This window comes from Cellulomonas gelida, from assembly GCF_006538725.1.
GTDB lineage: Bacteria > Actinomycetota > Actinomycetes > Actinomycetales > Cellulomonadaceae > Cellulomonas > Cellulomonas gelida.
The window spans coordinates 1-18486 of sequence record NZ_BJLQ01000025.1 but is presented as its reverse complement, the minus strand read 5'-3'; the positions used below and the strand labels follow the sequence as shown (position 1 = coordinate 18486).

The 18486-nt window shown below is 73.4% G+C and carries 17 protein-coding genes and 1 riboswitch; of the genes, 6 read left to right on the top strand and 11 right to left on the bottom strand.

What is annotated here, in order from left to right:
- Nucleotides 1–55: 55 nt before the first annotated feature.
- Nucleotides 56–1048: an aldo/keto reductase gene (locus CGE01nite_RS11560; RefSeq protein ID WP_141371074.1), complete on the bottom strand. Its 993-nt coding sequence runs from the start codon at nt 1046–1048 to the stop codon at nt 56–58.
- Nucleotides 1049–1306: 258 nt separating this feature from the next.
- Here CGE01nite_RS11560 and ddaH point away from each other — a divergent pair, with 258 nt between their 5' ends.
- A complete protein-coding gene (gene ddaH / locus CGE01nite_RS11555; protein WP_048343010.1) occupies nt 1307–2134 on the top strand; it encodes a dimethylargininase in 828 nt (275 codons plus the stop codon).
- A gap of 43 nt (nt 2135–2177) precedes the next feature.
- Nucleotides 2178–3383 carry an ornithine--oxo-acid transaminase gene (gene rocD, locus CGE01nite_RS11550; RefSeq protein ID WP_141371072.1) on the top strand — a complete coding sequence of 402 codons (1206 nt, stop codon included), beginning with the start codon at nt 2178–2180 and terminating at the stop codon, nt 3381–3383.
- Nucleotides 3384–3390: 7 nt separating this feature from the next.
- Here rocD and CGE01nite_RS11545 read toward each other — a convergent pair whose 3' ends face one another.
- Nucleotides 3391–4656 (bottom strand): CAP domain-containing protein, encoded by a 1266-nt coding sequence (locus CGE01nite_RS11545; RefSeq protein WP_141371070.1) that lies wholly within the window; start codon nt 4654–4656, stop codon nt 3391–3393.
- Between the two features lie 93 nt (nt 4657–4749).
- On the opposite strand from CGE01nite_RS11545, the gene CGE01nite_RS11540 reads away from it, so the two are divergent.
- Complete coding sequence (locus tag CGE01nite_RS11540) at nt 4750–5196, top strand: Lrp/AsnC family transcriptional regulator (RefSeq protein WP_048344139.1); 447 nt, start codon at nt 4750–4752, stop codon at nt 5194–5196.
- Between the two features lie 51 nt (nt 5197–5247).
- Here CGE01nite_RS11540 and CGE01nite_RS11535 read toward each other — a convergent pair whose 3' ends face one another.
- The 4 genes from CGE01nite_RS11535 to CGE01nite_RS11520 form a co-directional block, all read right to left on the bottom strand.
- Complete coding sequence (locus CGE01nite_RS11535) at nt 5248–6252, bottom strand: universal stress protein (RefSeq protein WP_141371068.1); 1005 nt, start codon at nt 6250–6252, stop codon at nt 5248–5250.
- A 124-nt stretch (nt 6253–6376) separates the two neighbouring features.
- The gene (locus CGE01nite_RS11530) at nt 6377–6886 is read right to left on the bottom strand and encodes an HNH endonuclease (protein ID WP_048344141.1); all 510 of its coding nucleotides are present in this window, start codon (nt 6884–6886) and stop codon (nt 6377–6379) included.
- A gap of 252 nt (nt 6887–7138) precedes the next feature.
- Nucleotides 7139–7897 (bottom strand): C40 family peptidase, encoded by a 759-nt coding sequence (locus CGE01nite_RS11525; protein ID WP_048344142.1) that lies wholly within the window; start codon nt 7895–7897, stop codon nt 7139–7141.
- A riboswitch (cyclic di-AMP (ydaO/yuaA leader) is annotated at nt 7898–8059 on the bottom strand.
- Nucleotides 8060–8404: 345 nt separating this feature from the next.
- Nucleotides 8405–9097, bottom strand: coding sequence for an iron-dependent transcriptional repressor DtxR (locus tag CGE01nite_RS11520; protein WP_048344143.1), 693 nt, complete (start codon nt 9095–9097; stop codon nt 8405–8407).
- Nucleotides 9098–9200: 103 nt separating this feature from the next.
- On the opposite strand from CGE01nite_RS11520, the gene serC reads away from it, so the two are divergent.
- A complete protein-coding gene (gene serC, locus CGE01nite_RS11515) occupies nt 9201–10343 on the top strand; it encodes a phosphoserine transaminase (RefSeq protein WP_229747270.1) in 1143 nt (380 codons plus the stop codon).
- Between the two features lie 49 nt (nt 10344–10392).
- Here the strand turns inward: serC and CGE01nite_RS11510 are convergent, their stop codons facing one another.
- The 5 genes from CGE01nite_RS11510 to CGE01nite_RS11490 form a co-directional block, all read right to left on the bottom strand.
- A complete protein-coding gene (locus CGE01nite_RS11510; RefSeq protein WP_229747271.1) occupies nt 10393–11058 on the bottom strand; it encodes a peptidase in 666 nt (221 codons plus the stop codon).
- A gap of 212 nt (nt 11059–11270) precedes the next feature.
- The gene (locus CGE01nite_RS11505) at nt 11271–12617 is read right to left on the bottom strand and encodes an MFS transporter (protein WP_048344145.1); all 1347 of its coding nucleotides are present in this window, start codon (nt 12615–12617) and stop codon (nt 11271–11273) included.
- Nucleotides 12614–13039, bottom strand: coding sequence for a MarR family winged helix-turn-helix transcriptional regulator (locus tag CGE01nite_RS11500; RefSeq protein WP_048344146.1), 426 nt, complete (start codon nt 13037–13039; stop codon nt 12614–12616). Before CGE01nite_RS11500 ends, CGE01nite_RS11505 begins: the two co-directional genes overlap by 4 nt.
- Before the next feature lie 168 nt (nt 13040–13207).
- Nucleotides 13208–14530 carry a UDP-glucose dehydrogenase family protein gene (locus CGE01nite_RS11495; protein ID WP_141371066.1) on the bottom strand — a complete coding sequence of 441 codons (1323 nt, stop codon included), beginning with the start codon at nt 14528–14530 and terminating at the stop codon, nt 13208–13210.
- A 163-nt stretch (nt 14531–14693) separates the two neighbouring features.
- On the bottom strand, nt 14694–16142 hold the full coding sequence (locus CGE01nite_RS11490; protein ID WP_141371064.1) for an NCS2 family permease: 1449 nt from the start codon (nt 16140–16142) through the stop codon (nt 14694–14696).
- A 105-nt stretch (nt 16143–16247) separates the two neighbouring features.
- Between CGE01nite_RS11490 and rfbA the strand changes: the two genes are divergently transcribed.
- Both rfbA and CGE01nite_RS11480 read left to right on the top strand, forming a co-directional pair.
- A complete protein-coding gene (gene rfbA / locus CGE01nite_RS11485; RefSeq protein ID WP_048344149.1) occupies nt 16248–17120 on the top strand; it encodes a glucose-1-phosphate thymidylyltransferase RfbA in 873 nt (290 codons plus the stop codon).
- Nucleotides 17121–17345: 225 nt separating this feature from the next.
- A partial coding sequence (locus CGE01nite_RS11480) for a DUF222 domain-containing protein (protein WP_141371062.1) occupies nt 17346–18486 on the top strand: 1141 nt, incomplete at its 3' end.

The following is an 18486-nucleotide window of genomic DNA, read 5'->3' as shown; positions in this document are numbered from 1 at the left end:
GGTCAGACCTGGTCGCCGATCGGGTCTGACGCGGTCAGCGTCGGCGACGCGGCGGTCACCAGCGGGCGTGGACGTGCGTGCGGACGCGCTCGTCGTAGATCGCCGCGAGCGCCGCCTGCGTCTCGTCGGACAGCGGCGCGAGGTCGGCCGCCGCGGCGTTGCCGCGCGCCTGCTCGGCGTTGCGCGCGCCGGGGATGACCACCGAGACGCCAGGCTGGTCGACGATCCACCGCAGCGCGAGCTGCGCGGTCGTCGCGCCCGCGGGCGTGTGCGCCGCGACCTCACGAGCCGCCGCGACGCCCACCTCGAACGGCACGCCCGAGAACGTCTCGCCCACGTCGAACGCCTCGCCGTTGCGGTTGAACGTCCGGTGGTCGGACGCGGCGAACGTCGTCGCCTCGTCGTACTTGCCCGAGAGCAGGCCCGAAGCCAGCGGGACGCGGGCGATGATCCCGACGCCCGCCGCGGCGGCCGCGGGAAGCACCTGCTCGAGCGGCTTGCGCCGGAACACGTTGAGGATGATCTGCACGCTCGCGACGTTCGGTCGCGCGATCGCGGTCAGCGCCTCGTCGACGGTCTCGACGGACACGCCGTACGCGGCGATCCGCCCCTCGTCGACCAGGGTGTCGAGCGCGTCCCACGTCGACTGGCGCGAGTACACCTCGGTGGGCGGGCAGTGCAGCTGGACCAGGTCGAGCGTGTCGACGCCGAGGTTCTCGCGCGAGCGGTCGTTCCAGGCGCGGAACGCGTCGAGCGTGTAGGCGTCGGCGACGTGCGGGTCGGCGCGGCGGCCCATCTTCGTCGCGACCGTGATCCCGGAGGCCGCGCCCCCGCGCGACGCGACGAACTTCCCGACGAGGCGCTCGGAGCGCCCGTCGCCGTACACGTCCGCGGTGTCGAGGAACGTGACCCCGGCGTCCACGGCCGCTCCCAGCACCTCCAGCGCGGTGTCCTCCTCGACATCGCCCCAGTCGGCCCCGAGCTGCCAGCACCCGAGCCCGATCACTCCGACGTCCCGACCTGTCCGTCCCAGCACGCGAGTCTCCATGCGAAAAGGCTATCGGGCTTTCGGGCCGGGCGGGCCGGACCCCCGCGTGGGACTCGACGACAACAGATCGTCGTTCAGGTGGGTCGTGACGCAACGGATCGCACCCAGGTGCGCAATCGTGCTTCATCGGTTGCGCACACGTGCAGCGCTTACCCTCGAAGCAGCCGCGCGCCCACCGGCGCGCCCGACCCTGCACGCGAGCCAGCCGCCTCGTCCGCCCACCGAGCTCGCCACCCCGAGACCACCCGAGGGAGTCCCATGACCGCCACCGCGCCCGGCCGCACCGACCGCCACTACCTGATGTGCGAGCCCGTCCACTACACGGTGTCGTACGAGATCAACCCCTGGATGGACGCGACGCGGTACACCGACGTGGAGCTCGCGCTGCGGCAGTGGCGCACGCTGCGGGACACCTACCTCGAGCTCGGGCACCGCGTCGAGACGATCGAGCCGATCGCCGGGCTGCCGGACATGGTCTACGCCGCGAACGGCGCGACGGTCGTCGACGGCGTCGTCTACTCCGCGAAGTTCCGCCACCCCGAGCGTCAGCCCGAGGGCCCCGCGTACCAGAAGTGGTTCGCCGACCGCGGCTACGTCACGCACACCGCTGCGATGATCAACGAGGGCGAGGGCGACATCCTCGTCGTCGGGGACCTGATCCTCGCCGGCACGGGCTTCCGCACCGAGCGCGCGGCGCACGCCGAGGCGCAGGAGCTGTTCGGCCGGCCCGTCGTCAGCCTCGAGCTCGTCAACCCGAGCTACTACCACCTCGACACCGCGCTCGCGGTGATCTCGTCCGACCCCGCCTCGCCGCAGATCGCCTACTACCCGGCGGCCTTCAGCGCGGGCAGCCGGGCCGTCCTGAACCGCCTGTTCCCCGACGCGATCCTCGCGACCGACTCCGACGCCGTCGCGCTCGGGCTCAACGCCGTGTCGGACGGCGAGAACGTCGTCGTCGCCCCCGGCGCGCGCGACCTGGCCGCGGCGCTGCGCGAGCGCGGCTACACGCCCATCCCCGTGGACACGAGCGAGCTGCTCAAGGGCGGCGGCGGCGCCAAGTGCTGCACGCTCGAGATCCGCGCCTGACGCCTCGCGCACGCCCGCTCCCCCGCACGGCTGGAGGCCCGCCATGACGACCCCGACGATCGCGGGCACGCGGCTCGCGCAGAACTACTCCCCGCTGCCCGTCACGCTCGTCTCGGGTGAGGGCTCGTGGGTCACCGACGACGAGGGTCGCCGGTACCTGGACCTGCTCGCGGGCTACTCCGCGCTCAACTTCGGCCACCGGCACCCGGCGCTCGTCGCCGCGGCGCACGCCCAGCTCGACCGGCTGACGCTCACGAGCCGCGCGTTCGACCACGCGCTGCTCGAGCCGTTCGCGCGGGCCCTGGCCGGGCTCGTCGGCCCGCTGCTCGTCGGCGACCCGCTCGTGCTGCCCATGAACACGGGCGCGGAGGCCGTCGAGACCGCGATCAAGGCCGCGCGCAAGTGGGGCTACGAGAAGCGCGGCGTGCCCGCGGACCGCGCGACCATCGTCGTCGCGCACGGCAACTTCCACGGGCGGACCACGACGATCGTGTCGTTCTCCGACGACCCCGACGCGCGCGACGGGTTCGGGCCGTTCACGCCCGGCTTCCGTGCCGTCCCGTTCGGCGACGCCGCGGCGCTGCGCGCGGCGATCGACGAGACCGCGGTCGCGGTGCTGCTCGAACCGATCCAGGGTGAGCACGGCGTCGTCGTGCCGCCCGACGACTACCTGCCCGCCGTGCGCGCCGCGTGCGACGAGGCCGGCGTGCTGCTCGTCGCCGACGAGATCCAGTCCGGGCTCGGCCGCACGGGCCACACGCTCGCGTGCGAGGCGTGGGGCGTGCGCCCGGACCTCGTGACGCTCGGCAAGGCGCTCGGCGGCGGGATCCTGCCCGTCTCGGCCGTCGTCGGGCGGTCCGACGTGCTGGGCGTGCTCACCCCCGGCACGCACGGCTCGACGTTCGGCGGCAACCCGCTGGCGTGCGCGGTCGCGCTCGCCGTGATCGACCTGCTCACGCCCGGCGACCTGCAGGCGGCCGCGCGCGTGCGCGGCGAGCAGCTCGGCGCGGGGCTCGCGGGGCTCGTCGAGAACGGCGTGCTGTCCGGCGTGCGGCGGGCCGGGCTGTGGGCCGGGCTCGACGTGCGCCACGGCAGCGGTCGGGCCGCGTGCGAGGCGCTGCTCGCGCACGGCGTGCTCGCCAAGGACACGCACGGCCGCACGCTGCGCCTCGCGCCACCGCTGACGATCACGTCCGACGAGCTCGCCGAGGCCTTGGCCCGGACGACGGCCGCACTGACGCGCGTGTAGGCCGGCCTCAGCGGAAGAGGACCGCGCCGAACAGCCAGCCGCTCTGCGTCGCGGCGCCCACGGACATCGTGGTGACGTCGGTGCGGCGCATCTGCGCGTCGTGGCCCGGCGAGTGCGACCACGCCTGCACCAGGTGCACCGGCCTGGACGAGCCCGCGCACCCGACGATGTTGTCGCCACCCGAGTGCCAGATCCCGCCTGCGGTGCCCATGCGGATCGCGTGCGCGGTCAGCGACCCGGAGCGCGAGACCGTGAGCGTCGGGAGCCCGAGCGACGCGCGGTAGGAGTTGATCGCGGCGCCCAGCGACGACGCGCTGGCCTCACCCGCGCCCGCGCCGCCCGTGTCACCGCACCGCAGCCCGCCCGCGGGGATGCGCGGCGCCGGGGCGCTGCCGCCCCCGCCACGCGTCGGCGTCTGCGGCACCCGCACGGTCTGCCGCGCGCGCTCCGCGGCCGCCTTGCGGGCCTCCTCGGCCGTGACCCACGCCGCCTCGGCGTCCGTGGCCGCCTTCTGCGGTCCGGCCAGACCCGCGGCCGCCGCACGCAGCTCGGCGAGGGACGCGTGCGCATCCGCGGCCGTCGCGCGGGCGCCGTCGATCGCCGCCTGCAGCGCGGCGCGCGGCTCGTCGCCCGCGTGCGTCGTCGCGCCCAGCGTCGTCGTCGCCGCGTCCGCCGCCTTCTCGACCGCGGTCACCTGGGCCGCGCGCTCACCGACGAGCGTGGCGACCTCGACGCGAGCGCCCGACGACACGTCCGCCGACGCACCGGCCACCGCCTGGTCGACGCGGACGCGCGCCTCCTGCAGCGCGACCGCCTCCCGGTGCGCGCGGTCCTGGGCGACCCAGCCGCCCGTGGCCGTCGCCGCGAGCGCCGCGACCCCCGCGACCGCCACGACCCGCAGCGCGCGGCGCTGGGCCCGCGCGCGGCGCGTGAGGGGCGCCGGGGCAGGTGCGAACCGGTACGCCGCGGCGCGCGGTGCTCGGCCACCGGCGCGCCGGCCCTCGGGGTGCAGCCGTTCGGCCTGCTGGGGATCCGCGTGCCGGGACTCGACGGGCTGAGGCTCGGCAGGCTGAGGCTCGGCGGGAAGGGGGCGGGTGCCGCGAGGGTGCGGCACCAGCGCGCGAGGCTGCGCGGGCGTCGGACGCTGCGTCGGTACCGCGGGCGTGGCGGGGCGCGCGCCGCGCGCCGGTCGCTGCGTGGGCAGGGCGCCGCGCGACGGGGACGGGGCGCGGGTCTCGTCGGGCGCTCCCGTGGAGCGCTGGGTGTGCGTCACGTCGGTTCTCCCGTCGCATTCGGGCGGATCGTCCTGATGAGGTATCGGCACGCCGGGGACACGACTTGACCCCCGGGACGGGATCATGGGCGCATGACCGACGCCCTCGACTCGGCGATCCTGCGCGCGCTCGCCGCCGACGCGCGCGCGACCTACGCCCAGATCGGCGCTCAGGTCGCCCTGTCCGCGCCGGCCGTGAAGCGCCGCGTCGACCGCATGCGCGACGACGGCGTGATCCGCGGGTTCACGGTCCGTCTCGACCCGGCCGCGCTCGGCTGGCAGACCGAGGCGTTCGTCGAGATCTACTGCCAGGGCTCGACGAGCCCGGCGACCATGCGCGCCGCGGTCGAGCAGTACCCCGAGGTCGTGACGGCCAGCACCGTGACGGGCGACGTCGACCTCGTCGTGCAGGTACGGGCGCGCGACATGCGCCACCTCGAGCAGGTGGTCGAGCGCCTCGCGGCCGAGCCGTTCGTCTCGCGTACGCGCTCGACGGTCGTGCTCTCGGCGCTCGTGCGGCGTCCCGACGTCACGCCCTGAGGCACCCTCCGGCCGGTGCCGGCCGGGTCTGGCGCCGCGGGCGGGCACGGCTCACGCCTCCGGTGCGGCTCCAGGATCCGCCGGGGGCTCGCCTGACGCGTGACCCTCGGCTGCGCCGGGCAGCTCGTCAGCGCGGCTGCTCACGACCATCACCGGGCACGTCGCATGGTGCAGCACCGCCTGGCTCGTGGACCCCAGGAGCAGCCCACGGAACCCGCCGCGCCCCCGCGACCCCAGCACCACGAGGTCGGACGCGGCCGAGAACTCGGTGAGCAGCTCGGCCCCCGTGCCGTCGAGCGCGAACCGCCGCACGGTGACCGCACGACCGGCCGGCGCCTGACTGGCGAGCGCCCGGTCGACGACGACGTCGAGCCCCTCGGCCATGTCGCTCAGCACCTGCTCGTGGTCGACCGCCGCCGGCAGCCACGCCAGGACCCCCGTCATCGACCCCACGGGCACGCCCGAGACGGCCGTGAGCTGCGCATCCCAGGTGCGGGCCTCGTCGATCGCGCAGCGCAGCGCACGCTCGGCCTGCGGCGAGCCGTCCACGCCGACGACGATGCGGCGGACCGCCGGCACGGCCGGGATCTCTGCGCCCTCGGGCAGCTGCTGCCCGTCGTTGTCGCGCAGCGGCACCACCACGGTCGGGCAGTACGCGTGCGCGGGCAGGGCCGAGGACACCGTGCCGAGCAGACGGTCGGCGAACCCGCCGCGGCCGCGCGTGCCGACCACCGCGAGCCTCGCCTCGCGCGAGAGCTCGACGAGCACGCCCGCGGCGTCACCCGTGTGCACCTTCGCGGTGACCGCGACGCCCCGGCCGGAGACCCGGGCGGACGCCTCGGCGAGCACGGCGGCCGCACCCTCCTGGATCGCGGAGTCGTCGAGCGCTGCGTACCCGCCGTCGAGCGACGCCGCCGCGAACGACGGCAGCGCGTACGCGCAGACCAGGTGCAGGCGCCACCCGCGGCGCTCCGCCTCCGCCGCGGCCCAGTCGAGCGCATAGAGGCTCGCGGTCGACCCGTCGACCCCCACGAGGATCACGTCGTCGCGCGTCATGGCCCTGCTCCTTCGCCCGTCCCGGTTGCCGTGTCCCTCAAGTCAACACCAAGACTTCCTCAAGAGCGACGGGCCCGGGCGTGGACGAGCCGCGGATCGCGGCGCGCGCCCGTGCCGTGGCCGGTCAGGCGACGACGGCGTCCGACCACCCGAGCAGGTAGGGCTCCCAGTCCGGCCGGCGCGCGTGCACGCCGTGACCGACGATCGCCGTGTGCGGGGGCCGCGGCGTGAACCGCAGCTCCCAGCCGATCTCCGAGAGCAACCGGTCGGCCTTGCGGTGGTTGCACCGCGCGCACGCGGCGACCACGTTCTCCCAGGCGTTCGGGCCCGACCTGCTGCGCGGGACGACGTGGTCGATCGTGTCCGCCCGACCGGAGCAGTAGGCGCACCGCTCATGGTCACGCGCGAGCACCGCACGCCGCGTGATCGGGGCGTGCGAGCGGCGCGGGACCCGCACGTAGCGCTGCAGCCGCACCACGGACGGTGCGACGACGTCGAGCCGCTCGGAGTGCAGCACGCGGTCGCCAGGTCTCTCGACGACCGCCTTCTCGAGCAGCAGCAGCACCACGGCCCTGCGCACCGGAACCACGCACAGCGGCTCGTACGACGCGTTGAGGACCAGGGTGCCGCTCATGGGCGCGCAGCCCGTCCGGCGCGGGCGAGCGCGCCGGCTGGCACATCCCCCGGTACGTCTCCTGGCGCGTCCTTCGACGCAGTCATGACTCGCGACGGCACGGCGACCTCCCGACCTGGTGGTCGGACCTGGCTGGCCCGACCGGACAAGCTTCGGTGCGCGATCAGACTAGCCTCACCGCCGCGGCGGCAGAGACGACGAGGCCCCGGCGACATCGTGTGTCGTCCGGGGCCTCGTGGCACGGCGTGAGTGTCAGCCGACTCGGATGAAGACCGGCGAGCTCTGCCAGATGGAGCGGAACTGGATCGTCTTGCCCGGGCGGGGCGCGTCGATCTGCTGGTTGCCACCGGCGTAGATCGCCACGTGGCCGGGGCTCCAGATGATGTCGCCCGGCTTGGCGTCGGCACGGGAGACGACCGTGCCCGCGTAGCGCATGCCGCTCGACGTGCGCGGCAGGCTCACACCGAGCTGCTTGTAGACGTACGAGATGAAGCCCGAGCAGTCGAAGCCGCTCGGCGACGCGCCGCCGGAGACGTACGGGACGCCCACGTAGCGCGCGGCGATCTCGAGGACCGCGTTGCCCGAGACCGCCTGCGGGATCGGGTTGTTCGAGACGCGGGGCGCGGTGCGCGAGGTGACCTGGCGCTCACGCGTCTGCGTCGCGGTGGGGGCGACGGTCTTCTTCTTGGGGATCGAGACCGAGAGCTTGGGGGCGTCGATGCTCCACTCGGCGCTGACCGGCGCGCTCACGACGGGCGCGGTCTCGAGCAGCGCGCGAGCCGAGGCAGTCAGCGCCTCGGTGTCCACGGCAGCGAGGGCACCGGCAGAGGCGTCGTCCGAGGGGGAAGCCATCGCGGGGGTGGCGCCGAGGAGCGAGACGACCAGACCACCCGAAGCGGCGACGACGGCCGACCGACGACCGACCGTGCCCATCTGCTCCGATGCAGCGGCTGCCAGTTCCGTCAGCGGCGTCGAGGGCCGACGAGCGGCCCGGTGACGTGCATGTGTCATGCGCGTTCTCCTAGTCGCCTACGAGGTCAGCTGTCGGGTTCGGATGGGAGAACACCCGGCCCTGTCCCAGACCGAGGTCTGCGACGGGGCTTCACCCCAAGGACACCGAAGTGCCCAGATTGGGTCCCCCGCCCCTGCCGGCGGTTCGTGCGGACCTCTTGCGGCGGCAGGGCTAGGCGTTCCGCTCGAGGGCTTCGTTGGAGGAGGGGTTCCGGTGAAGCAGGTCGAACGTACATGAGGGTGCCGCCGATTGTCACGTTCCGATCACGAAGGAAACGAGATCTGTCGGACGACCGACCAGGAGCATGCGCACCCCGATCGATGCCACCGCAGGTCACACCCCGTGGGAGCGTGCGTCACCGACGCGTCGAGGTTTCACCCCTCGGTGACCTGTCTCACGTTTCGGGCGATGCGGGCACACCGGGGCATCGCGGGCGCGGCAGACCGTCGTCGCGACATCCCCCGTGACGCCCTTCGCGACGCCCCCGTGACGCTCCCGCAGCCGCGTCAGCGCGTGCGGATGAAGATGTGGCGCGCGACCTCGTCGGGCAGGTCCAGGACCACCGGCGCACCCGGCACGCCCACGGTCACCACACCCGGCGCCTTCTCGACCGTGATCCGCGCGCCCGGCAGGATCCCGGCGTCCGCGAGGCGCGCGAGCAGCTCGACGTCGACCTGCAGCGGCTCGGCGATCCGCGCGAGCACCGCCGTCCCGTCGGCGCCCGACGTCGGCTCCATGAGCGAGGCCACGCCGTCGAGGAACTCGACGCGCGTCTGCTCCTCGCCGATCTCCGAGAGCCCGGGGATCGGGTTGCCGTACGGGTCGAAGTGCGGGTGGTCGAGCAGCGCGGCGAGGCGCTTCTCGACGCGCTCGCTCATCACGTGCTCCCAGCGGCACGCCTCCTCGTGGACGTACGGCCACTCGAGCCCGACGACGTCGGTGAGCAGCCGCTCGGCGAGGCGGTGCTTGCGCATCACGCGCGTGGCCTTGGCGAGCCCGAGGTCCGTCAGCTCGAGGTGACGGTCACCGGTCACGACGACGAGCCCGTCGCGCTCCATGCGCGCGACCGTCTGCGAGACCGTGGGGCCCGAGTGCCCGAGCCGCTCGGCGATGCGGGCGCGCAGCGGGGTGATGCCTTCCTCGGTGAGCTCGTAGACCGTCTTGAGGTACATCTCCGTCGTGTCGATCAGGTCGCTCACCGCGTTGCCTCCCAGGTCGCCACGGCCGGTGCCTGGTCGGCCGCAGTCACAGGGTAGTTGGTCCACGACGTGGATCGAGGTCGCGGGGCTCTATCCTCGCCAGGTGCCCGAGAACGCGCCCGCCGCCGCACCCGTGTCGATCCCCGCCGAGCTCCTGCCGCGTGACGGCCGGTTCGGCTCGGGTCCGTCCAAGATCCGACCGGAGCAGGTCGAGGCCCTCGTCGCGTCCGGCTCCACGCTGCTCGGCACGTCGCACCGGCAGGCGCCTGTGCGCAACCTCGTGCGGCGCGTGCGCACGGGCCTCGCCGAGCTGCTGGGGCTGCCCGACGGCTACGAGGTCGTGCTCGGTAACGGCGGCTCGACCGCGTTCTGGGACGTCGCGACGTTCTGCCTGGTCGAGCGCCGCTCGGCGCACGGCGCGTTCGGTGAGTTCGGCTCGAAGTTCGCCGCCGCAGCCGCCCGAGCGCCGTTCCTCGAGGAGCCGGTCGTGACGACCGCGGCGCCCGGCTCGGTGGCCGTGCCCGGGCACGCCGACGTCGACGTGTACGCGTGGCCGCAGAACGAGACGTCGACGGGTGCGGTCGCGCCCGTGCGGCGCGTGGCCGGCTCGCGCGAGCAGGGCGCGCTCGTGGTCGTCGACGCGACCTCCGCCGCGGGTGGTGTCGCCGTGGACGTCGCGCAGACCGACGTCTACTACTTCGCACCGCAGAAGTCGTTCGCCTCCGACGGCGGGCTGTGGCTCGCCGCGATGTCCCCCGCGGCGATCGAGCGCGCCGCCCGGCTCGAGGCGGGCCGCTGGGTGCCCGAGAGCCTGTCGCTGACGACCGCGGTGACGAACTCGCGCCTCGATCAGACCCTCAACACCCCGGCGATCGCGACGCTCCTGCTGCTCGCCGAGCAGGTGGACTGGATGCTGCAGAACGGCGGCCTGCCGTTCGCGGCGGGTCGCAGCGCGGCCTCGTCGGGCCACGTCTACGCGTGGGCGCAGGCCCGCGACTGGGCGACCCCGTTCGTCGCCGAGCCCGAGCACCGCTCGCCGGTGGTCGCGACGATCGACTTCGACCCGCAGGTCGTCGAGGCCGCGACGATCGCGCGGGCGCTGCGGGCGCACGGCGTCGTGGACGTCGAGCCCTACCGCAAGCTCGGCCGCAACCAGCTCCGCATCGCCACCTACCCGGCGGTCGACCCGCGGGACGCCCTCGCTCTCACCGCGTGCATCGACCACGTGGTCGACCAGCTCGTCTGACGCACGCCACGGGCTCGGCCGGTGCCCGGCCGAGCCCGTGGCACGTGCGTCAGGCCTGCGTCCGGCGGCGGTGGCGCATCGTCATGGCCAGCGCGATCGCGCCCGCGGCCACGAGCCCGCCACCCGCCAGCGCGACCGGCAGCGCGTTCGAGCCGGTCACCGAGAGCACCGGGGGCTCAGGCTCGTCGACGAGGACCGAGGTCCCCGGCGGGTTCGTGAGGCACATCGGGCTCGACGGCGGGTACGCGACGGTGACCGAGGCCTCCGGGTTCACCGCGAAGTTCACCTGCACGGACGGACGGACCCAGTCCCACTCGTCACCCTCGACCCACGTGCCGTCCGGCAGCTGACGCCAGCCCGGCCAGTCGACGCCGACGCCGTTCTGCTCGACGGCACCCGGCCACAGCACCACGCCGGACAGCGGGAGCCCGGCCTGGACGTAGTCCGCGCCGCTCGGGTTGCGCCACGTGATCGTGACGGTCGTGTTCGGCGAGCCGATCGCCTCGACCGCGTACCGCAGCTTCGGGACGTCGTTGTCGCAGATGGGCTCCTTGACCAGGACCCGCAGCTCGCACGGCAGCGGCGGCGAGTACTCGTCGTCCGCGCCCACGGCCGACTGGTTCTCCTGCTCGCACCCGTACACGGTCGGCGAGGGGGACGGGTCGACGGCGGCGGTGGCCATCGAGGGCGCACCCACCACCAGTGCGGCGATCATCAGTGCCAGACAGGTTCGCAGGAGCTTGCGCATGAGGACGACCCACCGTCGTGAGAGCGGACTATTCGTACATTTCGGGACCATCCTCGCGCGTCGTGCGCGCAGGTCCTAGCCGCAGATCGGGTGATTTCGCGACTGGCTCGTCGCCGCCGACGTGCGGCGAGCGCCCGAACAGGGGACGCAGGTTGCCCCCGGCAGCCCGGCGGTGCGCCTCAGGCGGCGGTGACCTCGTCCGCGGCGTCGCGCGCGCCGGCCTCGGCGACCGCGTCCTGCCGTGCGGTGACCTCGGGGACGCCGGTCGCGCGCGTCGTCGGGTAGAGCACCTCGAGGTGCGGTCGGCGCAAGTGGTAGCGGACCTCGACGTCCCACGCCTTGCGCGCCCACAGCGCCGCGCCCGTCGAGACGAGCAGCGCGGTGATCGAGCCGATCCCGATCGACCACCGGGCGCCGAACGTCTCACCGATCCAGCCGACGATGGGCGACCCCACGGGCGTCGCGCCCAGGAACACGATCATGTAGAGCGCCATCACGCGCCCGCGCATCGCGGGCTCGGTGGTCATCTGGATCGTCGCGTTCGCGGCGGTCATCATCGTCAGCGACGCGAGGCCGACGGGGATGCACGCGATCGCGAAGGCCGGGTACGTCGGCATGAGCGCCATGACGCCGCTCGCGATCCCGAACCCGAACGCGGCGCCGATCACGAGCCGGACCCGCGGTCGCTCCCGCCGGGCCGCGAGCAGCGCACCGGTGAGCGAGCCGATCGCCAGGATCGACCCGAGGATGCCGTACTCCCCCGCACCCTTGCCGAACTCGCTGCGCGCCATGAGCGCGCTCGTGAGCTGGAAGTTGAGGCCGAACGTCGAGACGACCCCGACGACGACCATGATCACGACGATGTCCGTGCGACCGCGCACGTAGCGCATGCCCGCGCGGATCTGCCCCTTGCTGCGCGACGCCGTCGGCATGGGCCGGAGCTCGGAGCGGCGCATCGTGGTGAGCGCGAAGATCGTCGCGCCGAACGTCACGGCGTTGATGACGAACACCCAGCCGGTCCCGACCCACGCGATCAGGAGCCCGGCCACGCCGGGTCCGACGAGGCGCGCGGCGTTGAACGAGGCGCTGTTGAGGCCCACGGCGTTCGACAGCTTGTCGGGCGGGACGAGCTCGGCGACGAACGTCTGGCGCACGGGGCCGTCGATCGCGGAGACGCAGCCGAGCAGCAGCGCGAACAGGTACACGTGCCACAGCTGCGCGTTGCCGATGAGCACGAGCAGGCCGAGGCCGAGTGCGAGCACGCCCTGGCCGACCTGCGTGGCGATCAGGAGCTTGCGCCGGTCCATGCGGTCCGCGAGGAGGCCCGCGTACGCGGACAGGGCGAGCACGGGCGCGAACTGCAGCGCGGTGGTGATGCCGACCGCGACGCCCGAGTCGTCGGAGAGCTGCGTCAGGACGAGCCAGTCCTGGGCGACGCGCTGCATCCAGGTCCCGACGTTCGCCACCAGAGCGCCTGCGAACCACAGGCGGTAGTTGAAGAAGCGCAGGGAGTCGAACGTGCTCATGCCTGGGCGATCCTCCACAGCAGCTCGAGCGAGTCCGCCAGCCGCGCGCGTTCGTCGGGCGCCATCGCATCGAGCTGGCCCTCGAGCCAGGCCGAGCGGCGCTGCCTGGTCTCGCTGACCTCGGTGCGGCCGGTCTCGGTGAGGCTGACGACGACGACGCGGCCGTCCGTCGCGTGCGGCGACTTGGCGACCAGGCCGGCCTCGGCCAGGCAGCTCACGGTGCGCGTCATCGACGGCGGCTGGACGCGCTCGAGGTCGGCCAGCTGGCCGGGGGTGAGCGGACCGAGCTTCTCGAGGTGGACGAGCACCGAGTACTGCGGGTCGGTCAGGTCCGCGGACCCGCGCTCGGCGCGGATCCGGCGGGCGGCCATGATCACGGCACGGCGCAGCTCGGAGGCGAGCGCGGGGGCGGTGACGGTCATGTCGTGAGCATAACTCATTACTCGCGGTAATGACCTTTGCGAAGGACTCCCCGCCTGGAACTCCCGCGGGAGCTCGCCGGGCGGCTCGTCGGGAGCTCGTCGGAACGACGACGCCGCCCGCCCCCGGACGGGGAGCGAGCGGCGTCGGTGGTCGCGCGGGCGTGCCGGTCAGGGGCGACCGAGCGCGCGGTACGTCCAGCCCGCGGCGCGCCACTGCGTCGGGTCGAGCACGTTACGGCCGTCGAGCATGTGCTTGCCGGCGACGACCTCGCCCAGCTTCTGGGGGTCCAGGTCGCGGTACTCCGACCACTCCGTGCCGAGCAGGACCACGTCGGCGTCGCGGACCGCGTCCAGCACGTCGGCGGTGTAGTGCAGGTTCGGACGCGCGCGCCGGGCGTTCTCGATGCCCTGCGGGTCGGTCACGACGACGTGCGCGCCGTTCTTCTCGAGCGAGTCCGCCACGGACAGCGCCGGCGAGTCACGGATGTCGTCGGAGTTCGGCTTGAAGGTCGCGCCGAGCACCGTGATGCGCTTGCCCACGAGCGAGCCTCCGCACACCTCGCGCGCGAGCTCGACCATGCGCTCGCGACGACGCCCGTTGATCGAGTCGACCTCGCGCAGGAACGTGAGCGCCTGGTCGACGCCCAGCTCACCGGCGCGCGCCATGAACGCACGGATGTCCTTGGGGAGGCAGCCGCCGCCGAACCCGAGGCCCGCGTTGAGGAAGCGGCGCCCGATGCGCGCGTCGTAGCCGATCGCGTCGGCGAGCTGCGTGACATCGCCGCCCGTGGCCTCGCACAGCTCGGCCATCGCGTTGATGAACGAGATCTTGGTCGCGAGGAACGAGTTCGCCGCGACCTTGACCAGCTGGGCCGTCGCGTAGTCCGTCACGACGAGCGGGGTGTCGTCCGCCAGCGGCGTCGCGTACACCTCGTCGAGCAGCAGCTTGGCCGCCTCGCCCGCCTCCGTCGCGACGCCGTCCTGCGTCGGCAGGCCGTAGACGAACCGGTCCGGGTGCAGCGTGTCCTCGACCGCGAAGCCCTCGCGCAGGAACTCGGGGTTCCAGATCAGCGTCGCGCCGGCGGGAGCCAGTTCCTCGGCGAGGCGCTCGGCGGTACCGACCGGGACCGTGGACTTGCCGACGACCACGTCGCCCGGCTGCAGGCGCGGGATCAGCGCCGCGATCGACGCGTCGACGTACGACAGGTCCGCACCCAGCTCGCCCTTGAGCTGCGGCGTCCCGACGCACACGAAGTGCACGCGCGCACCCGCGACCGCCGCGATGTCCGTGCCGAAGGTCAGGCCGCCCCCGGCGCCCGCCTCGAGCAGGAGCTCCGGCAGCCCGGGCTCGAAGAACGGCGCCCGGCCGGCACGCAGCGCCTCGACCTTCGACTCGTCGACGTCGATGCCGACGACCTCGTGGCCGAGGGATGCCATGGCGGCGGCGTGCACCGCGCCCAGATACCCACAACCGATGACGCTGATGCGCACGACAGCTCTCCTACTCGACGTTGGCTCCGCACGAGGGTACCGGCGCGCCGGGCCCCACCCTCACATCGGTGGTCCCACCCGACGCTCCCTCGGCACGTCGCGCCGTGGCAGACGCACGACGGGCCGGCCCCGTGGGGGACCGGCCCGTCGGGACGTGCGGGAGTCAGCCGACGAGCGACTCGATCGGCCCGCGCACGAAGTACAGGACGAACATCGCGGCGATGAGCCAGATGAGCGGGTGGATCTTGCGGGCCTTGCCCACGACGATCTGGAGGACCACGTGCAGGATGACGCCGGCGCCGATGCCCGCCGTGATCGAGTAGGCGAACGGCATGAGGATCATCGTCAGGAACGCCGGGATGGCGATCGTGTAGTCGTGCCAGTCGATGTCCAGCACCTGCGTGACCATGAGGAAGCCGACGACGACGAGCGCCGGGGCGGCAGCCTCCGACGGGATCACCGCGACGAGCGGCGCCAGGAACGTCGCGAGCAGGAACGCGATACCGGTGACGACCGACGCCAGGCCCGTGCGCGCACCGTCACCGACGCCCGACGCGGACTCGATGTACGACGTGTTGCTCGAGATGCCCGCGGCACCACCGGCCGCCGCGGCGATCGAGTCGACCACGAGGATCTGCTGGGTCTTGGGCGGGTTGCCGTTCTCGTCGAGCAGGCCCGCCTCGCCGCCGACGGCGACCATCGTGCCCATCGTGTCGAAGAAGTCCGCGAGGAGCAGCGAGAACACGAGCAGCAGGACCGAGATCACGCCGATCTTGCCGAACGCGCCGAACAGCGAGAAGTGGCCGAGCAGCGAGAAGTCCGGCGTCGAGACGACGCTCGACGGCACCTTGGGCGTCGTGAGCTTCCAGTCCAGGTCGGTGAAGGCCTCGATGACGATCGCGAGCACCGTGGTCGCGAGGATCGAGATGAGGATGGCGCCGCGGACCTTCTTGACCATGAGGATGATGGTCAGGAGCAGGCCGAACACGAACACGGCCACGGGCCAGGTCGAGATCGAGCCGCCGATGCCGAGCTCGACGGGGACCGACGGCGGGAAGTCGGGGTTCCACGGCGCCGACACGAAGCCGGCGTCGAAGAAGCCGATGAAGGCGATGAACAGGCCGATGCCGACGCTGATCGCGGTCTTGAGCCACGTCGGGACGGCCTCGAACACCGCCTTGCGGAAGCCCGTGAGCACGAGGACGAAGATCAGCAGACCCTCGAGCACGACGATGCCCATCGCGTCCTGCCAGGTCATGCCCGGCAGGTTCGCGATCGAGAACGCGACGACCGCGTTCAGGCCGAGTCCGGCGGCGAGCGCGAGGGGGAAGTTCGCGATGACGCCCATGAGGATCGTCAGGACGCCGGCGACGAGCGCCGTCGTCGCCGCGATGGTGGCCTTCGGCGCCAGGGCGGCGCCGGTGCCATCGACCTGCCCCAGGATGATCGGGTTCAGGACGATGATGTAGGCCATCGTGAAGAACGTGACGAGGCCGCCACGGATCTCCGTCCCGATCGTCGAGCCACGCTCGGTGATGCGGAAGTAGCGGTCGATGGCGTTCTGGGGGGTGGGGGTCTCGGTGCGCTCTGGCGCAGCGGAAGTCGAAGCCATGCGCGCAGTGTGGCAGAACCGTGTTGCGCTGGTGACCGAGATGCGTGACAGATCGGACGCGCGTTCCGATGACCGGTCTGCGGCCCTCACGACATACTGCCGAGCATGCGAGGGATCATCCTGGCCGGCGGCTCCGGCACGCGTCTGCACCCGATCACGCTCGGCGTGAGCAAGCAGCTCGTCCCCGTCTGGGACAAGCCGATGATCTACTACCCGCTGTCCACGCTCCTGCTCGCGGGCATCCGCGACGTCCTGGTCATCACCACGCCGCACGACGCCGAGCAGTTCCGGCGCCTCCTCGGCGACGGCAGCCAGTTCGGCATCTCGATCAGCTACGCCGTGCAGGCCGAGCCGAACGGGCTCGCCCAGGCCTTCGTGATCGGCGCGGACTTCGTCGGCACCGAGAAGGTCGCGCTGGTGCTCGGCGACAACATCTTCTACGGGACGGGCCTGGGCGACCAGCTCCTGCGGTTCGCGGACGTCGACGGCGCCGCGGTGTTCGCCTACCGGGTCGCGGACCCCACCGCGTACGGCGTCGTGGAGTTCGACGACGAGGGCCGCGCGTTGTCCATCGAGGAGAAGCCGGCCCGGCCTCGCTCGTCGTACGCGATCCCCGGCCTCTACTTCTACGACAACGACGTCCTGGCCATCGCGCGTGACCTCGCGCCGTCCGCGCGCGGCGAGTACGAGATCACCGACGTCAACCGCGCCTACCTCGAGCGGGGGGCGCTGCAGGTGTCGGTGCTGCCGCGCGGCACCGCGTGGCTGGACACGGGCACGTTCGAGTCGCTGCTCGACGCGAGCGACTACGTGCGCGCGATCGAGCACCGGCAGGGCCTCAAGGTCGGGTCCCCCGAGGAGGTCGCCTGGCGTCGGGGGTTCCTCGACGACGACGGGCTGCGCGCGCGGGCGGCGGCGCTCGGCAAGTCCGGCTACGGCACGTACCTGCTCTCGCTGCTGGACGACCCGCACCGCTGACCTGACCCGGACCGTCCGGCCCGTCACCATCCGGCCGGATCGCGTCGTTCGCACACCCCTGGAGGGTTGTGGCGATGTCCGTTTCGTCATAGAATCGAACATGTGTTCGAGTCTCGTTCCTCGCCGGAGACCTCCGGCTTTGCCGGCAGCGCCGCCGGGCCGTCGCGCCCGCAGTCTGACGGTGCGCGGGACGCCGAGGCTGTAGCGGCCCGGATCGCGGCGGTCGTGAGCGAGCTGACGGAGCTGGTCTCGGCCACGCACGGCGCCGCCTCGTGGTCGGGGCGCGACCGGGCGCGCGTCCTGTCGATGCTCGACCGCCTCCCGGCCCTCGCCACGAGCGTGCGTGCGCCCGTGCTCGTCGCGCAGCAGCAGGCGGCGTCGGACGCCGGCGCGCAGCGCGAGTTCGCCGACCTGCGGGCGCGGGCGATCGGCGGCACACGCGGCCAGGCGGATCGTCAGGTGGACACCGCGCGCACCCTCACGCGGCTGGACGGGGTGCGTGCCGCGGTGCTCGAGCGGCAGGTGCTCGAGCCGCACGTCGAGGTGCTCGCCACGGTCCTGCGCGGCGCCGCGCCGCCCGTGGCGGAGTTCCTGTCGTCACCGCAGGGTCAGGCCCGGGTCGTCGCGCTCGCGCACGGGTCCGACGCGCGGCAGTTCTCGCGGGACCTCGCGCTCCTGGCCGCGGCGCACGACCCGGCGTCGTTCGAGGACGAGCGCGAGGCCGCGCGTCGCGCGCGGTACCTCCACCTGACGCACGCGTCGGACGGCACGTTCCTGCGCGGGCGGCTCGACCCGCTGGCCGGCCAGGCGCTGCAGGCGGCACTCGACGCGACGGGTCACCGGCCCGACGACGAGCGCGCTCCGGAGCAGGCACGAGCGGACGCGCTCGGCGCACTAGCGCGCCACGCGCTCGGCGCACTCGCGCGCCACGCGCTCGGCACCACCGGTCCTGCTCCCGCACCGCGCGCGCTCCCCGACGACCGACCGGCCACCGAGGACCTCCACCTCGAGGACGGGGCCGCGGTGACCACCCCCGGCGTCGTACCGCAGGTCAGCCTGCTCGTCCCCGCGGAGACGTGGTTCGCCGTGCGCCGCATGGCGGCCCACTCCGCCGCCGCCCGCACCTCCCGCGCCCCAGACGGTTCGACGCCACACGGGGAAGCCGGGGTCGCTTCGCCGACGAGCACGTGGGAGCCGGCGACGAGCGAGGACGGGGCCGTGGTGTCGGCGAGCGAGCTCGCCGCGGCGCTGTGCGACTGCGCGATGACGCGGGTGGTGATGAGCGCGCAGGGCGTCCCGCTCGACGTCGGCCGCACGCGGCGCATGTTCACCCCGGCGCAGCGGCGGGCCGTCGTGGCGCGCGACC